A 23,100-nucleotide genomic window follows, 5' to 3' on the forward strand; every position below is an offset into this window, starting at 1 on the left:
CACCCATGGTGGGCAAGTTCGAACGGCGCAAGGACACCGTGCAGGAGCTGACGGAATCCGGGGCCACGCACGTCGGCCGGATTGCGATGATCATCGCGGGTGCCGTCCGCGACGTGACCCGTGAGATCGGCGACTGGATCAGCGACGGAATCGAGATGCAGGAGGCCGCCAAGCGGGCGCGCGCCGACGCGGAGCGCGATCGTGGCGAGCGCGACGACTCCGGCGAGGCCGGGGTCGATCCGGACTAGCGGAGCTCCGTGGCGTTCGTCACCGCCAGTCCTCGGACTCGGCGTTCGCGGCGATCCGGCGCAGCAGCGTGGCCAGGGTGTCGAGTTCCGCCGCGTCGAGCCCGGTCAGCATCCGGCGGTCGCGCTCGACCCGGCGCGGAAAGTCGCGGTCGACCACCGCCCGCCCGGCGTCCGTCAGTTGCAACAGGACCACTCGGCCGTCCCGCTCGAAGGGCAGGCGTTCGACCAGACCGTCCCGGGTGAGCCGGTCGGTGTGCTTCGTGGTTGACGCACCGCTGGTCATCGTCGCCGCGGTGACCTCGGACGCCCGCAGCGGACGGTCGCTGCGGGCGAGGGCGCACAGGATCTCGAACTCGACGCGCGAGACGCCGCTGCCGGCGAGAGCGCGATCGAGTTGATGCAGCGCCTGTGAGCCGATGCGCGTGATGCGCCCCATCACGTTGATCGGCGCCGTGTCCACGTCCGGGTACGCGGCCGCCCATTCGCGCCGGACACGATCGACGAAGTCGCCGGGGGAGTCCGGCTCAACACTCATGCCGTCATCCTAGGCGATCGATTTCACAACGTTTCATATGTATTTTACTTATGAAATATTTGCTAAGGTGGTGTCATGCCGACCTCAACCCGAATCGATGCTGCGCGGTTGCGGCACTCACGAGACGCCCTGGTCCACTCCGTGTCGGCGACCACCTGGCGCAGGGCGTTCGACATCCGGTCGGCGGACGCGACGGTCGCGATCTCGATGCGGGTCGGTCTGGCGGCGGCGCTCGTCCTGGTGGCGTTCGGGCTCACCGGCCACGGAGGCGTGGCCGGGTTCGCCACCCTCGGCGCACTGTCCTCGGCGTTCTCCCGATACGAACCATTGCGCCGGACCGCGCAGAAGGTCGGCTTCATCGGACTGCTCGTCGTCGCCTCGGTCCTCGCCGGTGGCCTGATCGGGCTGGCCGGCCTGCCGATGTGGGCGCAGATCGGATTGATGGCAGTCGTCTCGGCTGTCGGTGCGGCGGTGCTCTTCGCGTTCCGGATCGCGGGCCCCGGCCCGGTGGTCCTCGTCTTCGCCGGCACGGCGGCGGTCGGTGCGACCACCGGTGTCGCTGATCTCGGGGTGGCCGTGCTCGGCACCGCAATCGGTGCCGCCGTCGGCTTCGTGACCGCGCTGCTGCCGTTCGTGTTCCTGCCCTGGGGGCCCGCGCGGCTCGCGGTGGCCCGCGCGCTTGCCGCGGTCGCCGCGGTCCGGGGCGGCGCGGATACCGCGGCCGCGCACGGCGCGATTGCCGCCGCCCGCGAGAAGCTCGCGCTGACCACCCCGTCCGTCGATCACGACCACGTGCGTGACCTCGCCGCAGTGCTCACGGAGGCCGAGGCGGCACTGGGCGCATGGGAACGCGGGGATGCGGCCAGGCTCGACGGTGTCGTTCGGCACGAGGCCGAGCTGCGGAAGGTCAAGCGGCACAGGATTATTCTCGGATCCCACATCGCCAAGACGACACTTCCCCGGCCCGTGTCCTTCGGCGCTGCCGGTGCCGCGGGCCTGCGCACCCGGACGGCCGTCGTGTACGCCGGTCGCGTCCTCATGGCCTCCGCCGTCGCCGGCTGGCTCGCCGCCGCGGTGGGACTCGATCATCCGCTGTGGGCCTCGATGGGCGCGATGGCTGCGATGCAGGGCGTGACCTACGGCCCGACGGTGCAACGCGCGATCCAGCGTCTGCTCGGCAACGTCGGTGGTGCGTTGATCGCCGCCGCGTTGATCGCGCTCTCGCTCGGCTACTGGCAGTCGGTCGTCGTCATCGTCGCCATGCAGATCGCCGCCGAGGTGACGGCGACCCGGAACTACGCGCTGTGCTCGCTGTTCGTCACGCCGATGGCCCTGCTCGTGGTGGGACTCGGCGCCACCGTCGATCCCGGCGTCGGGGTCAGCCGTGTCCTCGACACCCTCGTCGGTGTCGTGGTCGGCGTGGTGGTCGCGGCCGTCACCATCAGCCGGACCGACCGGGCGCACCTGCCTGCCGTGGCGTGAGGTTGCCCCAGTTCGCAGCGTCTTGGGGGTGCCGCGTGATAATTACCCGCAATGACAACACTCGGCGTACCCGGCGGTGCGCCGCGAGGGAGCGGAGGCGGATATGAGTGACGCGGTGCGGGTGGGCGACCTCGTCCACATCTCGGACACTGCGGGAACCTGGGTGGTCGAGGAGATCCGGTCCGGGATCGCGCTGCTGCGCGACGGTGAGGATCGACGCATCTCGTCGCGCGTGTCGAAGCTGACCGTGGTGCGTCGGGGCGGCGCCGCCTGACCGGGCGTCGGCGTCAGGGCGTCGCGAGGAACTTCTCGACCGAAGGTCGCGCCTTGGGGTTGCCCTCGTCGATGCCCATGATGGCGCCGATGCCGCCGCCGACGACGTTGCCGATCATGCAGCCGGCCATGAAGTTCGGGAAGATCGACACGCAACCGATGAGCAGTCCGACGACTGAGCCGGCCATCGCCCTTTGCTGGCCGCCGTTGACCCAGCCCTTGTTGACTTCGTCGGCCATCTCATTGAAGGCGTCCTGCTTGGTCTGATTCTCCGGCCACACCTGTTCGGCGAACATCTGGGTCACCGGCGGCGGGGGAGGCTGCGACGGGTCCGCCGGCTGCCCGGGGAGGCCTGGGAGGCCCGGTAGTTGGGGCAGTGCGGGCAACGCGGGCAGCGGTGGAGGCGCGGGCAGGTCGACCTGGATCGGGGACGGCAGCGTGAACGCAGGCAGCTCGGGTGGCGGAATCGACGGCAGTGGTGGCAGTTCGGGCAGTGCGGGCAATTCCGGTAGCGGTGGTGGGGCCGGAAGCTGCGCGGCCGCGGTGCCCGCACCGGATGCGATGGTGGCGGCGACGAGCACGGGCATGACGAGTGCCTTGGCCATCTTCATGGCGATCCCCACTTGATCTGAACTGATCTGGACGCTTCTCACGGACACGGCTGCGATCTGCGATTCGTGGACGCCTGCCGGCCGCGAATCGCCCTGGGACGTATTCCATGGCCCTCCGTGGAGGGTCGGCAAAGCCAGGGGCCAACTTTACCGCGCACAATCCGCTCGCACAGGCGAATCGTGGCCTCGGAGCACAAGTTTGCGGTGCCGGGTTCGTGGGGAGGAATCGCCACGTGTTCGCGGCCGGTCGCCGATACCGCCGTGACCAGCGGGCCCCCTCGCTAGCCGGGGCTTGCCTGTGGGGTCGATTCGCGGCACCCGTCGATTCTCGGATTCGCGGCACCGTCGATTCGCGGCACGGTCGGATTCTCGTGCCGCGCCGCGTTCGCCTGTCCGGCTGCGCGTTTCGGGTGGTGAGGCAGGACACCAATCCCGAACGCTTCGGGGGCGGTTGTGCCGGCAATGATTGCCCGCATCGCCCGGGAGGGTGTCGATCTCGTCAATTCTGTTGACCCGAAAGGTGATAGGGAGTTCGGGTTGGTGGGGTCGATGGCTGAAGTGCGTCGTGAATCGGTTGGTCGCAGGGATCGGCGGTCCCCGGCCACAGCCGTGGCCGGGGACCGCCGTCGTCGGCTACGAGCCGAGGCTTCCGCCGCCGCCGAGACCGCCGAGGCTTCCGCCGCCTCCGAGGCCTCCGAGGCCGCCCCCGCCGCCGTTGCCGCCCTGCATCTTCTCCATCACGGTCATCAACTTGTCGAGCACTTCGATGAGTTGGGTCATGAATTCCATGGTTTCCTGCACCTTCACTGTCGGGACACGAGTGGTGGGGCGACGACGGAGCGGACGCATCGGACGGTGCACGCGATGCGTCCGGTCCTCGCCGCCTGGTCGGGGCACTTCGTCAGCGTGGAGGGGACCGGCACGGGGCGGTCGGGCGATTCTCGAGAATGTGGTGACCGGGACGGTCGATGTGACGTTCGGGCATGGGACTCACCTCAACCCCGTCTATCGACGCCCGCACCCGTAGTGTTTCACATCACATCGGCTCGTCGTGGGGAGTTCCCGGACCGGAGCCTGCTGTGGGAGGGCCGACGTCCGCGGATCCGGCTTCGGGCGCCCTCGGTGATCCTCTCGGAAGCCCCTCGGTCGAGGTGCCGCGGTGGTAGCTTCCAGCTGTCGGAGCGGCCGGTCGAACCCGTCGAAAGGGATTCCATGCGTGCATCTTTCGTGGCAATCGCGCTCGCGGTGTCGACGGTTCTGGGCGTGCACGCGGGGCCGGCGTCGGCGGAGTCGCTTCCCGTGCCTCACGACGTCACCGCGGGACTGCGGGCCGAGGCAGCCAACCCGGGCGGAGCGCTTCCGAAATCGAACGACTGGTCGTGCAGGCCGACCGCCGAGCATCCCCGGCCCGTGGTGCTCGTGCATGCGACGTTCCTCAATCGCCAGGCGAACTGGTCGACGTACGTTCCGCTGCTGAAGAACGAGGGCTACTGCGTCTTCGCGCTGACCTACGGGACGCTGCCGGGTGCCTGGCCCCTGAACGCGATCGGTGGAATCGGCTCGATGAAGGACAGCGCCCGGCAGCTGGGCGGTTTCGTCGATGAGGTCCTCGCGGCGACCGGGGCGGAGAAGGTCGACCTCGTCGCCCACTCCCAGGGCACGCTGATGCCGAACCACTACGTCAGGTTCCTCGGCGGCGCGGCGAAGGTGGACAGGTACGTGTCGCTGACGCCGTTGTGGCGGGGCGGCGGGCAGGCGCCGGCAGCGGACGATCCGACGGTCGGCGCACCCTACGACCTCGACCCGATGCAGCGGGACGCCATCGGCCGTGCCTGCGCCGCCTGCCTCGAGATGGAACCCGGCTCGGACTTCATCCGGGAGATGAACGCCGACGGCGGTCCGTACGCGCCCGGCGTCACCTACACGAACATCATGACCCGCTACGACGACGTCGTCGTTCCCTACACCAGCGGTTTCGTGCCCGGGCCGAACGCGACGAACATCGTCGTCCAGGACCGGTGCCCGCAGGACATGTCACACCACATGGGTATGGCCGGTTCGCCCGTCGCCGCTGGTCACGTGCTCAACGCGCTCGACCCCGCACACCCGCGCCCGGTGCCGTGCATGCCCGTCTCGCCGAACACGGGAGCGCCGCTCGGCTGAGGTGGGTCCGGCCGGTCCGGGTCGGGTCCGGATCTCGACGTTGTGCGCGACGCGGCGCAGCAGTGCGGTGGCCGCAGAGGCGGGTCGCGGTCCCGTTTCGACGTCCTCTCGGCGTGAACCACTTGGATATCCTGGGGTGGTCAACGAGGTGCCTTGTGTTGTCCCTTTCGAAGATGACCGGCGGAATCGACGCGGGCGATGTCCGATAGCGATCCGTTCGCCACTCAGCGCGGCGTGGCCGTTTCGGTCGACGCGGAACTGGCCGCGGCCGGGTTCACCGATGCACTGGAGATCGGGCGCGGCGGTTTCGGAGTGGTCTACCGCTGCAGACAGTCCTCACTCGATCGAATGGTTGCGGTCAAGGTGCTGACTGCCGATCTCGACGAGGACAACCGTGCACGGTTCCTGCGCGAGCAGCGAGCCGCGGGCCGGCTGACCGGTCACCCCAACGTCGTGACCATCCTGCAGGTCGGAGTCACCGAGCACGACCGGCCCTATCTCGTCATGCCCTTCTTCGCCCGGGGCTCCCTCGAGACACGGATCCGCCGGCAGGGGCCGCTGACGCTGGAAGCCGTCCTGCGGCTCGGCGTGGACATCGCCGGTGTCCTCGAAACTGCCCACGATCTCGGCGTCCTTCACCGCGACGTCAAGCCCGCCAACATCCTCCTCACCGACCAAGGGAAGTTCGCCCTGACGGACTTCGGCATTGCGCACATCACGGGAGGGTTCCGGACCACCACCGGTGTCGTCACCGGCTCGCCTGCGTTCACCGCGCCCGAGGTCATCGCCGGCGAGACCCCGACCGGTGCCACGGACGTCTACGGGCTTGGCGCCACGATGTTCGCGGCGGCCACCGGACACGCGGCCTTCGAGCGCCGTAGCGGTGAGCGGATCGTCGCGCAGTTCGTGAGGATCGCTGCCGACCCCACACCGAACCCACGTGATCACGGCATCGACGACGACGTCGCCGACCTCATCCAATCCGCCATGGCCGGAGATCCCGGCGATCGCCCCACCGCCGGGGAGTTCGGCAGGCTGTTGCGCCGCGCACAGCGCGCTCACGGGTTCCCTGCAGACGACGGTCGCGAGCCGGTGGATCGGGGCGAGAGCCCCAGCAGCGCCTCCGGCTCCGGCGGGGCAGCGTCCACCGCACATCCGTCGTGGACGGAAGCGCCACCGACGGGACCCACGAGCCGAACCGGGACTCTGCCGCTCGAGCTGACCAGCTTCGTCGACCGCCGCGCAGAGACGAGCGAGGTGGCCAACCTGTTGGCCACCAACCGGCTGGTGACGTTGACCGGAATGGGTGGGGTGGGTAAGACCCGGCTCGCGTTGCGGGTCGCAGGTAAGGCGCGAACCCGATTCGCCGACGGTGTGATCCTGGCCGAACTGGGTGAGCTGCGCGACGAATCGCTCCTGGTCAACGTGGTTGCCGGTGCCGTGGGAGTGCGGGACCGCGGGGCAATTCCCCTGGCACAGGTGCTCGAGGACTTCCTTTCCCAGCGTGAGCTCCTCCTCGTCCTGGACAACTGCGACAGGTGCTGGACGGGGTCGCGCACCTCGCTGAATCGCTGCTCCGCTCCAGCCCCCGGCTACGGCTCCTCCTGACCAGTCGCGAGCCGATCGGTGTCAGTGGGGAGGTGGCGATGCCGATCCCGCCGCTCGCGGTGCCGGACCCCGAGCAACCACCGAAGCGTCCGGTTCGCAATGACGCGACGACCCTGTTCGTCGAACGCGGGGAGGCCGCCGCCCCCGGCTTCGAGGTCACCGAGGAGAACCAGGTCACGATCGCCCGAATATGCCGGCGGCTCGACGGGCTGCCTCTGGCGATCGAGCTGGCCGCGGCGCGGCTGCGGGCCATCTCGCCGGACGAGATTCTGGACCGGCTCACCGACCGCTATGCGCTGCTGAGTCGCGGGAACAGGGCCGCCCCGTCACGACAGCAGACACTGCGAATGTGCATCGATTGGAGCTACGACCTCTGTACACCGCCGGAGCGGCAGATGTGGGCACGCCTGTCGATATTTCCCGGCAGCTTCGAGCTGTATGCGGCCGAACAGATCTGTGGTGGTGACCGGCCGGCGGACGAGGTCCTCGACACGGTGACCTCCCTGATCGACAAGTCGATCCTCGTCCGCGACCGGACCGGTCCGGTCGCGCGGTTCCGGATGCTCGACACGGTGCGCGACTACGGGCGGGAGAAGGCGGATGAATCCGGTGGGTATTCCGAACTGCGCGGTCGGTACCGCGACTGGTACGAGCGCCTGGCCCGGGACGCGGAGGCCGACTGGATCGGACCGCGGCAGGCCGAGTGGATCACCAGGCTGCGCGCGGAACAGCAGAACCTGCGACAAGCGTTCGAATTCTGTCTCGCCGACGACCCGGACGCCGGGATTCGCATGGCCGGATCCTTGTTTTCGTTCTGGCTCGTCCGCGGCCTGTTGAGTGAGGGACGGCTCTGGGTCGCTCGGCTTCTGCACGATACGTTCGAGCCCGGCAACCCGGACCGAGCGAAGGTGCTCTACGCGGTGACCATCATGGCCGGGCTGCAGGGTGACGAACCGGCCGCGGCGGCACTGGTGGAGCAGGGTAGGGCGTTCGCCGAGCAGTCGACGGACGCGACGGCGCGGGCGCACGTCGACCTCGCCGACGGCTACCGCGCGTTGTTCAGCGGTGAACTGGAGAACGCCCGTGCGCTGTTCTGCCGCGCCGAGAGCGTGTACCGCGACACGAACAACGAACTCTTCCAGGTCGTCGTGAACAGCGTTCTCGGTCTGACCTTCGGGCTGCTCGACGACGCGCAACGGTCCATCGAATGCCACGAGCGTGCACTCGCCATCACCGCGTCCCGGGGTGAATTCGTCTATCGCTCCTACACGCTGTGGGCGCTCGCGGTCGCGGAGTGGCGGCGCGGCGGCCGAGCCCGGGCGGTCGATCTCCTTCGGCAGGCGCTCGGTCTCGGGCGCAAGGTCGACGACCGCCTCAACGTGAGCATGTGCCTTCAGGTTCTCGCCTGGATCGCGGTCGAGGACGGGAGGTTCGAACGCGCAGCGGTGCTGGTTGCGGCGGCCGAGAAGCTCAGCCGGTCGGTGGAGAGTCCGATGGTGTTCCTGCCGGCGCTGGCCGACTACCAGGAGAAATGTGCACGCGAGACACGGGCGGCGTTGAGTGAGCGGGCGTTCGCCGCGGCGCGCAGGAAGGGGGCCGCAATGGGACTCACGGCGGCCGTGGCCTACGCCCGCGAGGAACGGTCACCCGAGCCCTCGCCACAGCCCGTCCGATCGTCGACCGCTCCGACGAAGCGCGAGCTCGAGGTTGCGCACCTCGTTGCCGAGGGGCTGACGAACCGGGAGATCGCCGGCCGGCTGACGATCTCCGTGCGCACCGCCCAGGGGCACGTCGAGCACCTTCTGACGAAGCTGGGATTCACCTCACGTGCCCAGATCGCGGCGTGGGTGGTGGCGTCGCGCGATGCAGATCCCCGATGACCGGCGACCGGTCGGTGCGGGTGCACTCCGGCCGGAAGCCGGCAGTGTCTCGGTGCCCCCGGCAGGAATCGAACCTGCGACCTAGAGATTAGAAGGCTCTTGCTCTATCCAACTGAGCTACGGAGGCACGACCCCACGCGTGGGATCGGGTCAGGAGTCTACCGGCTCCGGTGGGGTGCCTCGGACCGGCACGCGGTGCGGGGTCGAACCTGGACGTGGTTCACAGTCGGGGGCCTCCTACCCTGGTAGTCATGGCATCACCCGAGCTCGCCCACTCCGACGCGCCGCCGACCCGCAGGAGGGGGGAGAGCGCCCTTCCCGTCTTTGTCACCCTCGGCCTGATCGCCGGCCTGGTCGCCGCGATCGTCGTCGGACTGTCGGCGTCGGAGGCACTGGTGCGGCTCGGCATCCCCGACCCCGGCCCGCTGACCACGTACGGGCTGCCCGCGGTCAAGGCCGTCGGGGAGGTCGCTGCGGTGATCGCGATCGGTTCGCTGCTGTTGGCGTCGTTCCTCGTGCCGCCGCAGAAGTCCGGCGTCCTCGACGTCGACGGGTACCGGGCGGTGCGGACGGCGTCCAACGCGGCGATCGTGTGGGCGGCCTGCGCGCTGGTCCTGGTGCCGCTCACCGTGTCGGACACCGCGGGGCAGCCGTTCGGTGAGGCGCTCAAGCCGGAGAACCTGTGGAAGGCCATCCCGCAGATCGAACTCGCCGGGGCGTGGCGCACCACCGCGATCCTCGCGATCGTGCTGGCGATCTGCTCACGGATGCTGCTGCGCTGGAACTGGACGCCGGTGGTGCTGGCGCTCGGCGTCGTGACGCTGATCCCGCTCGCGCTGACCGGGCACTCGTCGGCCGGCGGTTCCCACGACATGGCCACCAACAGTCTGCTGTGGCACCTGATCGCGGCGTCGCTGTGGGCCGGTGGACTGTTCGCGCTGCTGGTGCACGCGCGCCGCGGGGGCGCGCACACGGACCTCGCCGCCCGACGCTTCTCGACGGTCGCGACGGTCGCATTCGTGATCATGGCCGTCTCCGGTGTCATCAACGGTCTGGTCCGGTTGCCCGTGAGCGACCTGTTCACCAGCACCTACGGCTGGCTGCTCGTCGCCAAGACCGTGGCGCTGGTGATCCTCGGCGTGTTCGGGTTCGCGCAGCGACGGCGGTCGCTGCCCGCGCTGGCCGCGGACCCGACGTCGCGGGGCGCGCTGATCCGGTTCGCGGGTGGTGAGGCGATCGTGTTCGCCGCGACGATCGGACTCGCGGTCGGGCTCGGCCGCACCCCGCCGCCGCCCGAGGACATCCGCCCCACGCCGGCGGAGGTGCAGCTCGGCTACAACCTCGACGCCCCGCCGACGCTGGCCCGACTGATGTTCGACTGGCGGTTCGACCTGATCTTCGGCACCGCCGCGATCATCGCCGCGGTCTGGTACATGGTCGGGGTCCGCCGGCTCAAGGCCCGCGGCGACAGCTGGCCCGTCGGCCGGACCGTGGCGTGGCTGCTCGGTTGCGCGACGCTGCTGATCGGCACCTCGTCCGGGCTCGGCCGCTACGCACCGGCCGTGTTCAGCGTCCACATGGGCGCGCACATGGCACTGTCGATGCTGGCGCCGGTGCTGCTGGTGCTGGGCGGTCCGATGACGCTGGCGCTGCGCGCGCTCAAGCCCGCGGGCCCCGACGGTGCGCCCGGGCCCCGCGAGTGGCTGCTCGCGGCGCTGCACAGCCGGTACTCGCGCTTCATCACCCATCCGCTGGTGGCGTCGGTGCTGTTCGTCGGCGGCTTCTATGCGCTGTACCTGGGCGGCATCTTCGGTGCGACCCTCGATTCGCACGGTGCGCACCTGCTGATGAACCTGCACTTCATTCTCAGCGGCTACCTCTTCTACTGGGTTGTGATCGGCATCGACCCGGCGCCGCGGCAGATTCAGCCGGTGACGAAGCTGGCGATGGTCTTCGGCTCGCTGCCGTTCCACGCGTTCTTCGGCATCGCCCTGATGAGCACCATGGAGGTCATCGGTGGCTGGTACTACCGCTCACTGGCGTTGGGCTGGAACGACGATCTCTTCGGCGATCAGAAGGTCGGTGGCGGCATCGCCTGGGCGACCGGTGAGATTCCGCTCGTGCTGGTGATGCTGGCGCTGCTGGTGCAGTGGTCGCGGTCCGATCAGAAGATCGCCAAGCGCATCGACCGGGCCGCCGACCGCGACGACGACGCCGAGCTCGCCGCCCACAACGCCATGTTCGCGGAGCTCGCGCGCCGCGACAAGGAGGGCTGGAAGCAGTAGTTCGGGGCGGCCCGATCCCCGCCGGCGCCCCCTGAATCCGCTGCTGCGGGCGGATACCACGTCGCACCGACGAAAACTGCTCCCGTGCCCCGGAATCCGACGCCGCTGTGCACCGACTCCGCGGTTGTCCCCAGGTCGCCGCAGGCCCTCCCGTGCCGGATCGTGCACGGGCACTCTGGGATTGGAGGGCCGATCGGGCCCCGGGTGACAGGAGGGCAGCATGTACGAGACGCACACGGCGGTGGTCGGCACCGTCATCACCAACCCGGTCAAGCGGACGACGGGCACCGGGGAGGAGGTGCTGAGCTTTCGGATGGCCAGCAACGCCCGCCGGTTCGACCAGTCGTCGGGGGAGTGGACCGACGGCGGCACGCTCTACCTCACCGTCAGCTGCTGGCGCCGGCTGGTCGGTGGGGTCGCCGCGTCGCTGATGAAGGGCGACCCGATCATCGCGTACGGACAGTTGCGCACCAACGAGTACACGAACAGGGACGGTGTCGAGCGGTCCGACCTGGAGATGCGAGCCGCCGCCGTCGGACCCGATCTCGCCCGCTGCGTCGCGAAACTCGAACGGGTGCCCCGTGTTCCGCAGTCGTCGCCCGACGGTGAGGTGCGGGACGGTGACGTGCTGCCGCACGGCGGATCGATCCGCGCCGATCACGAGATCCCTGATGACACCGCAGGTCTCGAGGTCGCGACGGCCGGATAACGACGCGGCGTCGGCGCCTCCGAAACCCGCATCGGACGTCGTCGCGGGCCTACGGTGTTGAGGGATTCCGGCAGAGCACGACCCGAGCGGTAGCGATCCGAGGGTGGGGTGGTTCCGGTGAGTGTCCTTGCGGTGGGCGAAACGTCATGGAAGAGGTCGCTGGTCTCGGCGGTCACGATCGCAGTGGTCGGCTTCGGCGGGCTCGCGGTACCACAGGTTGCAGGGGTGGCCGCGGCGGCGGATGCGCCCGGAACGGTGGTGTCCGTCGAGGAGTTGCCGGCCGCGGCGTCCCTTCCCGGCGCCGCGGACCAGTACCGGGTCACCTATCGGACCACCGATCATCGCGGCGGCCCCCGGCTGAGCACCGGCGCCGTGTTCGTGCCACCCGGCCCGGCGCCTGCCGATGGGTGGCCGGTGATCTCGTACGCGCACGGCACCATCGGTCTGGCCGACAAGTGCGCACCGTCCGCGGTCGGCGGCACCGCGGTCGAGGCGGAGTACATGGATCGGTGGCTGCGCCGTGGCTACGCGGTCGTCGCCACCGACTACGCCGGGCTCGGGACGCCCGGCGAGCTCGCGTACCTCGACGGAATCGCGGCGGGTCACGACGTGACCGACATGGTCCGCGCCGGACGGCACGTCGTCCCCGCGTTGTCACCGCGCTGGGCGGTGGCCGGGCTGTCCCAGGGCGGGCACGCGGCCCTGCACACCGCACATCTGGCGACCGCGTATGCGCCGGACCTCGACTACCGCGGTGCGGTCGCGCTGGGGGCGCCGACGAATCTGGACCAGGTGTTCTCGCTCGGCAGGCCGGGCATCCCGAACTTCGGTGTCGCCGGCCTCACCACGTTCACGCTGTTCACGATGGCCGGGATGCGCGCCGCTCGACCGGACCTGAACATCGACTCCTATCTCTCGCCCCGCGGCCGCGAGTTGGCGGGCATCGCGACGCAGGTGTGCAGCGTCGAGTTCGGTAAGTACCTCGACGGCGCCTCGGTCGGCGACCTGTTCTCCCGCCCCCTCACCGACCTGCGCCCCGCGATGACCGATTACCTCGGCGTGCCGGCCGCGGGCTACGACCGCCGACTGTTCCTCGGGCAGGGTGCCGTCGACCGGGTGGTGCCGATCCCGCTCACGCTCGTGTTCGTCGGGCAGCTCGCCGCCTCGCGAACCAACGTGACGTTCCGGGTCTATCCGTCCGCGGATCACCTCGGCACCCCCGCCGCCGCGTTCGACGACTCGGCACGGTTCGTCGACGCGGTGATGCGATGACGTTCCATGCCCTGGACACGCACCGGGACGGAAAGGTAACGATCCGATAACGGTGTCGCGCAGACGCGGCGGGCCGTGTTTGCTCCGGGTAGTTACAACCCCATGGAACGTACCTGGGGGTCTGGTTTTTCGGGCGGGCGGGACGGACGGATTCGTCGCGTCCTGTCCGCCGTGACACGCGCGGGCGCTCGCGCATCGATCGTGGCGATCGCCGTCGCGCTGCTGGGGCCGGTGAGCGCGACCGCAGCGCCGCCGGCCGAGCACGGCACGGTGGTGGCGACCGCGGAGTTGCCGCAGATGGCGCGGCTCCCGGAAGCGGTTTCGCAACGGCAACTCACCTACTGGACCGAGGGGCCGACCGGCGCGCCCGCGCTGAGTACCGGAGGGGTCTACGTGCCTGCCGGCACCGCGCCTGCGGGAGGCTGGCCCGTCGTCGCGTGGGCGCACGGAACCACCGGGGTCGGCGACGACTGCGCGCCCGCGCACGGGTACGACACCACCTGGCTCACCCGTGACTACGTGTCCGCCTGGCTGCAACAGGGCTACGCCGTGGTGGCCACGGACTACGTGGGGTTGGGCACGGAGGGAACCCACGCGTACCTGCACGGGCGCAGTGAGGGCCGCGCGGTGATCGACATGGTCCGGGCGGCGCACGCGGAGACACCGGAGCTGTCGCCGGCCTGGGTGGTCGTCGGGCACTCGCAGGGTGGCCACTCCGCCATGTTCGCCGCGCACGAGGCGACGAGGTACGCGCCGGAACTGGATTACCGTGGCGCGGTCGCGACCGGGACCCCGGCGAACCTGGAGATGTTGCTGCCGCTCGGGGGTCCCGGCTTTCCGGACCTCGGGCTCAACGGACTGACCGTCTTCGCGGCGTACATCATCGATGGCATGCGCGTCGCCCGACCCGACCTTCCGATCGACGACTACCTGACACCGGCCGGGGCGGCTCTCGTCAAGGATTCCGAGTCGCTGTGCTACCTGGAGATGCGTGATCGGGCGGGCAAGCTCGGCGTCGGCGAGATGCTGAGCCGACCGCTCAACGAGCCCCGCATCCGGGAGGCGCTGCTCGACTACCTCGCCGTCCCCATCACCGGTTACGACCGACCCGTGTTCGTCGGGCAAGGATTGCGGGACCAGACGGTGCCGTTCCCGCTCGCCACGAAGCTCGCGCTCGATCTGCAGCTGACGGGCCAGCCCGTGACCTTCCGGACCTACGACACCTTCCACGGCGACACCGTCTTGGCCGCGCTGCCCGACACGACCGCCTTCGTCCGCTCGCTGTTCGCGACCGCCTGACGTCCCGAGCCGACCTGCGGCGGGTCGCACACCCGGCGCAGGTCGGCGAGCGCACGCCCGCACGCCGCTGTGGGACGCCGAGGCGGTCATCGCCCACGAGCGCGACCGCGCCGTGCCCGGGACGCGCGTCCCCGGCGATCACGCTCGAGGTGTACCCGCACCGTGGCCGGGGGGCGACGACCGGGCGCGGCCGGCCGTGGACGCGGTCTCGCTGCTCGCGGCGGACGGTGCGGGACCGGTGCGGGACGGGGTCGGTAGGCTGTTCCTCGCATAGGTGGTCGCCGCATGGCTTGACCTGGACGAATGCGATTCGACTCAAGGAGTGTTGGTGGCGGAGTTTATCTACACGATGAAGAAGGTGCGCAAGGCGCACGGCGACAAGGTCATCCTCGATGACGTCACGATGAGCTTCTACCCGGGAGCCAAGATCGGTGTCGTCGGCCCGAACGGTGCCGGTAAGTCCTCCATCCTCAAGATCATGGCCGGACTCGACCAGCCGTCCAACGGCGAGGCGTTCCTGGACCCGGAGGCGACCGTCGGCATCCTGCTGCAGGAGCCGCCGCTGAACGAGGAGAAGACGGTCCGGCAGAACGTCGAGGAGGGCCTCGGCGAGATCAAGGTCAAGCTGGACCGGTTCAACGAGATCGCCGAGCTGATGGCCACCGACTACTCCGACGAGCTGATGGAGGAGATGGGAAAGCTTCAGGAGGAGCTGGACCACGCCGACGCCTGGGACGTCGACTCGCAGCTCGAGCAGGCGATGGACGCACTGCGCTGCCCGCCGGCCGACGAGCCCGTCACCCACCTGTCCGGTGGTGAGCGCCGCCGCGTCGCGCTGTGCAAGCTGCTGCTGAGCAAGCCGGACCTGCTGCTGCTCGACGAGCCCACCAACCACCTCGACGCCGAGTCGGTGCTGTGGCTCGAGCAGCACCTCGCCTCGTACCCGGGCGCCGTGCTCGCCGTCACCCACGACCGCTACTTCCTCGACCACGTCGCGCAGTGGATCTGCGAGGTCGACCGCGGCAAGCTGCACCCGTACGAGGGCAACTACTCCACCTACCTGGAGAAGAAGGCCGAGCGCCTCGAGGTGCAGGGCAAGAAGGACCAGAAGCTGCAGAAGCGCCTCAAGGAGGAGCTGGCCTGGGTCCGGTCGGGTGCGAAGGCCCGCCAGACCAAGAACAAGGCCCGCCTCGACCGCTACGAGGAGATGGCTGCGGAGGCCGAGAAGCACCGCAAGCTCGACTTCGAGGAGATCCAGATCCCGACGCCGCCGCGCCTCGGCAACGTCGTGGTCGAGGTCGAGCACCTCGACAAGGGCTTCGAGGGTCGGGTGCTGATCAAGGACCTGTCGTTCACGCTGCCCCGTAACGGCATCGTCGGCGTCATCGGCCCCAACGGTGTCGGCAAGACCACGCTGTTCAAGACCATCGTCGGGCTCGAGCAGCCGGACTCGGGCACGGTGAAGGTCGGCGAGACGGTCAAGCTCAGCTACGTCGACCAGAGCCGCGCCAACATCGACCCGAAGAAGACGGTGTGGGAGGTCGTCTCGGACGGGCTCGACTTCATCGAGGTCGGCCAGAACGAGATGCCGTCGCGCGCCTACGTGAGCGCGTTCGGGTTCAAGGGACCGGATCAGCAGAAGAAGTCGGAGGTGCTCTCCGGTGGTGAGCGCAACCGCCTCAACCTGGCGCTGACCCTCAAGGAGGGCGGCAACCTGATCCTGCTCGACGAGCCGACCAACGACCTCGACGTCGAGACCCTGAGCTCGCTGGAGAACGCGCTGCAGCAGTTCCCGGGCTGCGCCGTCGTGATCTCGCACGACCGCTGGTTCCTCGACCGCACCTGCACCCACATCCTCGCGTGGGAGGGCAACGTCGAGGAAGGCAAGTGGTTCTGGTTCGAGGGTAACTTCGAGGCGTACGAGGCCAACAAGGTCGAGCGGCTCGGCGCCGAGGCCGCCCGCCCGCACCGGGTCACGCACCGCAAGCTGACCCGCGACTAGGCACGAGCGGGTGACGAAGTCCTACACGTGCGAGATTCAGGTGCGCTGGGGCGATTCCGATCGCAACGGCCACGTGAACAACGTGCTGTACGCGGAGTACGCGCAGGAGTCTCGGACCCGGTTCTTCCGTGACTGCATCATCGGGGCGGGCGCGCCGCTCGCCCCGATGGTGGTGCGGAAGATGGCGTTCGACTACCTGCGTCCGGTGACGGACGAGACCGGGCCGGTCACGATCGAGGTGTCGATCCTGCACGTGGGCACCTCGTCGTTCGGCGTGCGGCAGGTGCTGCGCGACCGCAACGGCGAGGTGTGCGTCGAGGTCGAGGGCGTCATGGTCGGGTTCGATCCGGAGACCGAGAAGTCGGTTCCGCTGCCCGATCGCACCCGGGAACTGCTGCGGTCGTACGCGCCCGTCGAGGTCACGCCCTAGGCGCGACGAGCCGACTAGGCTCAGCGGTGCACACCTGTCCCAGTGATCAGGGGGTGACCGCGAGATGACCGTGTCCGCAGATCGATTCGGCCCGGGGTGGGCGGCGGGGCTGCCCACCGCCGTCGCCGAGCACCTACCGGAGGTGGCCGCCGCCTACTTCCGGGGCACCGACTTCGCCTGGACGGGTGGAGCGATCACCGACGAGGCGATGGCCGGCTTCCGGGCGCACCTCGAGTTCGCCGGGGAGCGGGCGCCGGGGCAGTCGATCGCCCGCGTGTGCGTGCCGACCCCAGGCGCGCCGGCGGTGCAGGTGGTGACCGACGACATGCCGATGCTCGTCGAGTCCGTCACCGCGCTGCTGGCGCGCCTCGGGGTGACCGTCGTCGAGATCGTGCACCCGGTGCTGCGGGTTCGCCGTGATGCCGACGGCGCCCTGGTCGACGTGCTGGTCGACGGTGCACACCACGAACGGTCCACCCACTCCGAATCGTGGATGCATCTGCAGTTGCATCCGGCGACGGACCCCGCGATGTTCGACGCGCTCGCCGTCGCGGTCCAGGACGTGCTCGTCGATGTCCGGCAGGTCATCGCCGACACGGACGGGATGCGGGGCCTGCAGCGCGAGCTCGCCGAACACCTCGAGGAACTCGCCGACAGCGATGCCGCCGGATACCCGGAGCGGGAGGTGCGCGACAGCGCGGCGCTGCTGCGGTGGTTCGCGGCCGGCAACTTCGCGCTGCTCGGCTACCGCCGCTACGAATACGGCGATCCGGCGGTCCACGGCGCTCCGACCGCGCGCATCGTCTCGGGGAGCGGCCTCGGGGTGCTCGGCGCCGCCACCCGCACCGATCACCGGATCGACCTTCCCGCACCGGGATTCGACCCGGATCAGCCGCTGCTGACCTATGCACAGGGGCCGTCGCCCGCCACCGTCCACCGGTCGGTGTACCCGTCCTTCGTGCGGGTGGTCGACCTGGACGGCGCCGGGCGGATCGTCGGCGAGCACCGCTTCCTCGGAGTTCTCACGGTGACGGCGGTGCACGAGAACATCCTCGACATCCCGGTCATCTCGGGTCGGGCCAGGGCCGTGATCGCGCGGGCGGGCTTCGAGCTGCACTCGTTCTCCGGGCAGGCGATGCTCGAGGTGATCCAGTCGCTGCCGCGCACCGAGCTGTTCTCCATCGGTGTCGACGCGTTGTTCGAGACCGTCACCGCCGTCCTCGCGATCGGGGTGCGCAGGCAGGCCCGGCTGTTCCTTCGCGACGACCACGACGGCCGCTTCGTCTCCGCACTGGTGTACCTGCCGCGGGACCGGTACAACACCCGTTCCCGCCTGGCGATGCAGTCGATCCTGTTGCGCGAGCTCGGCGGTGGTGTGCTCGACTACAGTGCCCGGGTCACCGAGTCGGATCTGGCGATGGTGCACTTCACGATTCGGACGGAACCCGGTGCGGCGACCCCCTCCGTGGACACCTCTGCCGCGAACCGGGAACGGATCGAGGCACTGCTGGCGGCCGCGACCCGGGCCTGGGACGACGACCTGATGGACGCCACGGCCGAGGAACCGCGGGTGACGTCGCTGACCGCGCAGCGGTACGCGGCGGCACTCCCGGAAAGCTACAAGGAGGACTTCGGGGCGGTCCGCGCCACCCGCGACATCGCGAGGCTCGAGGCGTTGCGGGTGGGGGAGATCGATCTCGAGCTGTACCGCAGGCACGGTGCCGAACCCGGCCGGTGGCGGTTCACGCTGTACATCACCGGTGAGGGTGTCTCGCTGAGTCAGGTGCTTCCGGTGCTGCAGTCGCTCGGTGTCGAGGTCGTCGACGAGCGGCCGTACGGAGTGGTCAGACCAGACGGAATTGCTTGCTGGATATATGATTTCGGGTTGTCTGCCGCGCCGGAACTGATCGGTGCAGCCCTCGAGGAGGATCTCGAGCAGGACCGCGGCGAGCCGGCCGCGGCGGAGGCCGAAGCGCTGCGGCGCCGCTTCACGGACGCGTTCACGGCGGTCTGGAACGGACACTCCGAGCCCGACAAGTTCAACGAACTCGTCCTGCGTTCGCAGTTGGGCTGGCGGCAGGCCGCAGTGTTGCGGGCCTACGCCAAGTACCTGCGCCAGGCCGGATTCCCGTACAGCCAGTTCCGCATCGAGTCGGTACTGCTCGAGCATTCCGACACGGCGCGGCTGCTGGTCGACCTCTTCGGGTCGATCTTCGATCCGGACACCGCCGACGTGTCCCGGGCCGAGCATCTCGTCGGTGACCTGCGAGCCCGGATCAAGGAGGTGGTCAGTCTCGACGTGGACCGGATCCTGCGTGGCATGCTCTCTCTCGTCCTCGCGACGCTGCGCACCAACGTGTATGTGCGCGGCTCCGACGGCGCCCACCGCGACGTGCTGGTGTTCAAGCTCGACCCCGGACAGGTCAGCGAACTGCCCAGGCCCCGTCCGCGGTTCGAGGTGTTCGCATACTCGCCGCGGGTGGAGGGTGTGCACCTGCGGTTCGGTCCGGTGGCACGCGGCGGGCTGCGCTGGTCGGATCGCCGCGAGGACTTCCGCACCGAGATCCTCGGTCTGGTGAAGGCCCAGGCCGTCAAGAACGCGGTGATCGTTCCGGTCGGGGCCAAGGGCGGGTTCGTCGTGAAGCGGCCACCAGCACCGACCGGAGACCCTGCCGTCGATCGCCGGTCGGCGCTGGAGGAGGGGCAGGCCTGCTACCGGCTGTTCGTCTCCGGCCTGCTCGACGTCACCGACAACGTCGACACCGCCACCGGTCGGGTGCTGCCCCCGGCGCGGGTGGTGCGCCGCGACGGGGACGACACCTACCTGGTGGTCGCGGCCGACAAGGGCACCGCCACCTTCTCCGACCTGGCCAACGAGGTCGCCGCCGAGTACGGCTACTGGCTCGGTGACGCGTTCGCCTCCGGTGGTTCGGTGGGCTACGACCACAAGGCGATGGGCATCACCGCGAGGGGGGCCTGGGAATCCGTCAAGCGGCACTTCCGGGAAATGGGGGTGGACGTCGCAACGGACGAGTTCACCGCGGTGGGGATCGGTGACATGAGCGGCGACGTGTTCGGCAACGGCATGCTGCTCAGCCGGCGTCTGCGGCTGGTGGCGGCGTTCGACCACCGGCACGTGTTCCTCGACCCGAATCCGGACGTGGCCCGGTCGTTTGCCGAACGGGAGCGGCTCTTCCGGTTGCCCCGGTCGTCGTGGGCGGATTACGACCGGGGCGCGATCAGCGCCGGCGGGGGCGTGTGGGAGCGTTCGGTGAAGTCGGTCGCGCTGGCTCCCGCAGCGCGGGCGGCACTCGGACTCGGCGACGCGGTCACCGAGTTGTCGCCGCCGGAGTTGATCCGGGCGATCCTGCGGGCACCGGTGGACCTGCTGTGGAACGGCGGCATCGGCACCTATGTCAAGTCCTCCGCCGAGTCGCAGGCCGACGTCGGTGACAAGTCGAACGACACCGTACGGGTGAACGGAAACGAGGTGCGGGCCAAGGTGATCGGGGAGGGTGGCAACCTCGGCGTCACCTCTCGTGGCCGGGTCGAGTACGACCTGTCCGGAGGACGGATCAACACGGACGCTCTCGACAACTCGGCCGGGGTGGACTGTTCCGATCACGAGGTGAACATCAAGATCCTGCTCGACACCGCGGTCAGCGGCGGCGCACTCGGGCACGCGGAACGCAACGAACTGCTCGCGTCGATGACCGACGAGGTGGCCCGGCTCGTGCTGCGCGACAACATCGACCAGAACCAGCTGATGGGCACGTCACGGGCCGACGCACCCGGCATGCTCGGGGTGCACGCGCGGCTGATTGCCGTCCTCGAACGCGACCGTGGTCTGGACCGCGGGTTGGAGGTCCTGCCCACCGAGGAGGAGATTGCCCGGCGTGCCGAGGCCGGTCGGGGTCTGACCTCACCGGAACTCGCGACCCTGCTCGCCCACGTGAAACTGGTCCTCAAGGACGATCTGCTGGCCAGCGAACTGCCCGACAGCGACACCTACGCGACCCGGCTGCCGCGGTACTTCCCCCGGCCGTTGCGGGAGGAGTTCGCGCTGCAGATCCGCACCCATCGCCTGCGTAGGCAGATCGTGGCGACGATGCTCGCCAACGAGGCCATCGACGTCAGCGGTATCAGCTACCCCTACCGGCTCGCGGAGGAGGCGGGCGCGAGCAGCACCGACGCGATCCGCGCGTTCACCGCCACGACCGAGATCTTCGACCTGCGGCGAGTGCGGGCCGAGATCGCGCACGCCGCGGTGCCGGTGTCGGTGAGCGACGATCTGGTGCTCGAGGCGCGCCGGATGATCGACCGCGTTTCGCGTTGGCTGCTGTCGAACCGGCCGCAGCCGCTCGCGGTCGGCGCCGAGATCAACCGGTACGCGTCGCGTGTGCGGGAACTGATGCCGCGGGTGCCCGGGTGGCTGCGCGGACACCACCTGAGCGAACTCGACGCCCGGACGGCGCCGGTGCTCGAGCGGAACTGCCCGCGTGATCTTGCGCTGCAGGTGTTCGGGATGCTCGACGCGTTCCCGGTGCTCGACATCATCGACATCGCCGACATCACCGAGCGGGATCACGAGGAGGTGGGAACGCTGTACTACGCGCTCGACGCACACCTCGGGATCGACGAATTCCTCACCGCTGTATCGAGACTCGAACGCGGGGACCGCTGGCACTCGCTGGCCAGACTCGCCCTGCGCGACGACCTGTACGGGTCGCTGCGGTCGTTGACCATGGACGTGCTGGTAGCCGGTGAGCCGCACGAGAGCGCCGCCGAGAAGATCGAGGACTGGGAGTCCACGAACGCTTCCCGGCTGGCGAGGGCGCGGGCGGCGCTCGGCGAGATCGCCGAGTCTGGGACCCTGGACCTCGCGACGCTGTCGGTGGCGGCGCGTCAGGTACGGAGCATGGTGCGCGGAGCGGGCACCCGAGCGGAGGGAACGCGGTGAGCGGGGAACTTGCAGGTACGAACGGGGCGGTGGCCACGCAGGTGGGATTCCACACGAAGGTGGGTGTGCGCTGGTCCGACATGGACGTCTTCCAGCACATCAACCACGCCAGGATGGTGACCCTGCTCGAGGAGGCCCGCATCCCGTGGCTGTTCGAGGACGGACTGCCGACGGTGGCGCTGCGTGACGGCGCGGTGATCGTGGACCTGCACGTGCGCTACCGCGGCCAGTTGCGTCACGACGACGGTCCGCTGGACGTGCTGATGTGGATCGACCAGGTGCGGGCGGTGGACTTCACCATCGGGTACGAGGTGCGCGCCGGTGGCGCCGACCCGGCCTCGGCGCCGTCGATCGTGGCGTCCACCCAGATCGCGGCGTTCGACATCGACACCCAGCGCCTGCGGCGGATCACCGCCCCCGAGCGCGAGTACCTGGAGCGCTGGCAGCGTGGCTGACCGCGCCCTCATCGTTCCCGAGCAGGGAGAGCGCGCGAACCTGACTGCGTTCCTGGCCCGGGCGGTCCGGCTCGACGAGGCCGCGGTCGTGCGCCTGCACCGCCGCGACGACGAGCACCTGGTTGCCTGGACGACAACGGGTTTCGACGTCCTCGCTGCTCGGGTGGTGACCGGCAGGATGCGTCCGGGGGACATCACCGCCGCCGCGGACGGACTGCTGCACGCGCTCGGGGGCACGGAGGAGGAGATCGACCCCGGGTTCCCGATGGACTCGGCGTGGCGCGGTGCGCTGCCGCCGGAGCACGGATTCGTGCACGTCGACGACGTGCCCGCGCACCTGCTGGTCGACCTGGCCCGGCAGGGCACCCAGGTCGCCGCCGAACACGGCGGTCATGGCCCGCCCGCCTCCCTGCTCGACCAGGAGGTGCTCGCCGTCGACGGCGGCGGCGAGCAGGTCGGTGTCACCATGCGGACCGTGTTCGCTCTGACCGCAATGGGTTTCGTCCCCGGAGGGGATGTCGAGGCGGCGGTCGTGGATCCGGCCGAGCTGGTCCGGGTCCGGGCCGCACGCACCTGGCTGCGCCTCGACGCCCGTTACGGCTCGGTCTTCGCCAGGCGCGGCGGCGAGATTCCGCTCTCGGTGGTGTAGGGGCGACTGCGTCGGTGGGCGGGTCACGGAATCTGCCACGACCCACCGACGCGGCTCGGGAATTCGAGGTATTGCCCTTGAATAGCTGTGAATTCGACTCACGTTCAAGATAGTGTTTATCGCTACAGTTATATTGAACTAGGTTTTGTGCCATAACGTATTTCGATGCATTTTCGCAGTTTCCCTGTGCTTGATCTCGAAAAGATAACGTTCCGAAACGACATGAATCCCGTTGAGAC

16 protein-coding genes, 1 tRNA gene and 1 pseudogene are annotated in these 23,100 nt (G+C 69.4%); 14 read left to right on the forward strand and 4 right to left on the reverse strand.

The window, feature by feature from the left end; genetic code table 11:
• Positions 1-5 precede the first annotated feature (5 nt).
• Positions 6-248, forward strand: coding sequence for a hypothetical protein (locus ACWEPG_RS11060; protein ID WP_450115887.1), 243 nt, complete (start codon positions 6-8; stop codon positions 246-248).
• A 19-nt stretch (positions 249-267) separates the two neighbouring features.
• Here ACWEPG_RS11060 and ACWEPG_RS11065 read toward each other — a convergent pair whose 3' ends face one another.
• The gene (locus tag ACWEPG_RS11065; RefSeq protein ID WP_450115888.1) at positions 268-783 is read right to left on the reverse strand and encodes a MarR family winged helix-turn-helix transcriptional regulator; all 516 of its coding nucleotides are present in this window, start codon (positions 781-783) and stop codon (positions 268-270) included.
• Positions 784-858: 75 nt separating this feature from the next.
• On the opposite strand from ACWEPG_RS11065, the gene ACWEPG_RS11070 reads away from it, so the two are divergent.
• Positions 859-2,265 carry an FUSC family protein gene (locus ACWEPG_RS11070; protein WP_450115889.1) on the forward strand — a complete coding sequence of 469 codons (1,407 nt, stop codon included), beginning with the start codon at positions 859-861 and terminating at the stop codon, positions 2,263-2,265.
• Positions 2,266-2,368: 103 nt separating this feature from the next.
• A complete protein-coding gene (locus tag ACWEPG_RS11075) occupies positions 2,369-2,539 on the forward strand; it encodes a hypothetical protein (RefSeq protein ID WP_450115890.1) in 171 nt (56 codons plus the stop codon).
• Between the two features lie 13 nt (positions 2,540-2,552).
• Here ACWEPG_RS11075 and ACWEPG_RS11080 read toward each other — a convergent pair whose 3' ends face one another.
• Both ACWEPG_RS11080 and ACWEPG_RS11085 read right to left on the reverse strand, forming a co-directional pair.
• On the reverse strand, positions 2,553-3,149 hold the full coding sequence (locus ACWEPG_RS11080; protein ID WP_450115891.1) for a hypothetical protein: 597 nt from the start codon (positions 3,147-3,149) through the stop codon (positions 2,553-2,555).
• Positions 3,150-3,782: 633 nt separating this feature from the next.
• Positions 3,783-3,929: a hypothetical protein gene (locus ACWEPG_RS11085; protein WP_450115892.1), complete on the reverse strand. Its 147-nt coding sequence runs from the start codon at positions 3,927-3,929 to the stop codon at positions 3,783-3,785.
• 432 nt (positions 3,930-4,361) lie between these two features.
• Between ACWEPG_RS11085 and ACWEPG_RS11090 the strand changes: the two genes are divergently transcribed.
• Both ACWEPG_RS11090 and ACWEPG_RS11095 read left to right on the forward strand, forming a co-directional pair.
• Positions 4,362-5,312, forward strand: coding sequence for a lipase family alpha/beta hydrolase (locus tag ACWEPG_RS11090; protein ID WP_450115893.1), 951 nt, complete (start codon positions 4,362-4,364; stop codon positions 5,310-5,312).
• Between the two features lie 198 nt (positions 5,313-5,510).
• Positions 5,511-8,800 (forward strand): annotated as a pseudogene (locus tag ACWEPG_RS11095) (protein kinase domain-containing protein).
• A gap of 53 nt (positions 8,801-8,853) precedes the next feature.
• Here the strand turns inward: ACWEPG_RS11095 and ACWEPG_RS11100 are convergent.
• A tRNA-Arg gene (locus ACWEPG_RS11100) sits at positions 8,854-8,927 on the reverse strand.
• A 124-nt stretch (positions 8,928-9,051) separates the two neighbouring features.
• Here ACWEPG_RS11100 and ACWEPG_RS11105 point away from each other — a divergent pair.
• The 9 genes from ACWEPG_RS11105 (at position 9,052) to ACWEPG_RS11145 (ending at position 22,861) form a co-directional block, all read left to right on the forward strand.
• The gene (locus ACWEPG_RS11105) at positions 9,052-11,085 is read left to right on the forward strand and encodes a cytochrome c oxidase assembly protein (RefSeq protein WP_450115894.1); all 2,034 of its coding nucleotides are present in this window, start codon (positions 9,052-9,054) and stop codon (positions 11,083-11,085) included.
• A 220-nt stretch (positions 11,086-11,305) separates the two neighbouring features.
• Positions 11,306-11,794, forward strand: coding sequence for a single-stranded DNA-binding protein (locus ACWEPG_RS11110; protein WP_450115895.1), 489 nt, complete (start codon positions 11,306-11,308; stop codon positions 11,792-11,794).
• A gap of 132 nt (positions 11,795-11,926) precedes the next feature.
• On the forward strand, positions 11,927-13,066 hold the full coding sequence (locus tag ACWEPG_RS11115) for a lipase family protein (protein WP_450115896.1): 1,140 nt from the start codon (positions 11,927-11,929) through the stop codon (positions 13,064-13,066).
• A gap of 102 nt (positions 13,067-13,168) precedes the next feature.
• Positions 13,169-14,365 carry a lipase family protein gene (locus tag ACWEPG_RS11120; protein ID WP_450115897.1) on the forward strand — a complete coding sequence of 399 codons (1,197 nt, stop codon included), beginning with the start codon at positions 13,169-13,171 and terminating at the stop codon, positions 14,363-14,365.
• A gap of 328 nt (positions 14,366-14,693) precedes the next feature.
• Positions 14,694-16,367 (forward strand): energy-dependent translational throttle protein EttA, encoded by a 1,674-nt coding sequence (gene ettA, locus ACWEPG_RS11125; RefSeq protein WP_450115898.1) that lies wholly within the window; start codon positions 14,694-14,696, stop codon positions 16,365-16,367.
• 10 nt (positions 16,368-16,377) lie between these two features.
• A complete protein-coding gene (locus ACWEPG_RS11130) occupies positions 16,378-16,797 on the forward strand; it encodes an acyl-CoA thioesterase (protein WP_450115899.1) in 420 nt (139 codons plus the stop codon).
• Positions 16,798-16,861: 64 nt separating this feature from the next.
• Positions 16,862-21,757, forward strand: coding sequence for an NAD-glutamate dehydrogenase (locus ACWEPG_RS11135; protein ID WP_450115900.1), 4,896 nt, complete (start codon positions 16,862-16,864; stop codon positions 21,755-21,757).
• A gap of 29 nt (positions 21,758-21,786) precedes the next feature.
• A complete protein-coding gene (locus tag ACWEPG_RS11140) occupies positions 21,787-22,212 on the forward strand; it encodes an acyl-CoA thioesterase (RefSeq protein WP_450115901.1) in 426 nt (141 codons plus the stop codon).
• Positions 22,205-22,861, forward strand: a complete 657-nt coding sequence (locus ACWEPG_RS11145) for a hypothetical protein (protein ID WP_452594387.1) — start codon at positions 22,205-22,207, stop codon at positions 22,859-22,861. Before ACWEPG_RS11140 ends, ACWEPG_RS11145 begins: the two co-directional genes overlap by 8 nt.
• The last annotated feature ends 239 nt before the right edge of the window (positions 22,862-23,100 follow it).

The organism is Rhodococcus sp. NPDC004095 (assembly GCF_053604015.1).

Coding starts and splice junctions, on each gene's coding strand:
- ACWEPG_RS11075 (WP_450115890.1), top strand. CDS start 2,369: ATGAGTGACGCGGTGCGGGTGGGCGACCTCGTCCACATCTCGGACACT.
- ACWEPG_RS11080 (WP_450115891.1), bottom strand. CDS start 3,149: ATGAAGATGGCCAAGGCACTCGTCATGCCCGTGCTCGTCGCCGCCACC.
- ACWEPG_RS11085 (WP_450115892.1), bottom strand. CDS start 3,929: ATGACCCAACTCATCGAAGTGCTCGACAAGTTGATGACCGTGATGGAG.
- ACWEPG_RS11120 (WP_450115897.1), top strand. CDS start 13,169: ATGGAACGTACCTGGGGGTCTGGTTTTTCGGGCGGGCGGGACGGACGG.
- ACWEPG_RS11060 (WP_450115887.1), top strand. CDS start 6: ATGGTGGGCAAGTTCGAACGGCGCAAGGACACCGTGCAGGAGCTGACG.
- ACWEPG_RS11135 (WP_450115900.1), top strand. CDS start 16,862: ATGACCGTGTCCGCAGATCGATTCGGCCCGGGGTGGGCGGCGGGGCTG.
- ACWEPG_RS11090 (WP_450115893.1), top strand. CDS start 4,362: ATGCGTGCATCTTTCGTGGCAATCGCGCTCGCGGTGTCGACGGTTCTG.
- ACWEPG_RS11110 (WP_450115895.1), top strand. CDS start 11,306: ATGTACGAGACGCACACGGCGGTGGTCGGCACCGTCATCACCAACCCG.
- ACWEPG_RS11070 (WP_450115889.1), top strand. CDS start 859: ATGCCGACCTCAACCCGAATCGATGCTGCGCGGTTGCGGCACTCACGA.
- ACWEPG_RS11065 (WP_450115888.1), bottom strand. CDS start 783: ATGAGTGTTGAGCCGGACTCCCCCGGCGACTTCGTCGATCGTGTCCGG.
- ACWEPG_RS11105 (WP_450115894.1), top strand. CDS start 9,052: ATGGCATCACCCGAGCTCGCCCACTCCGACGCGCCGCCGACCCGCAGG.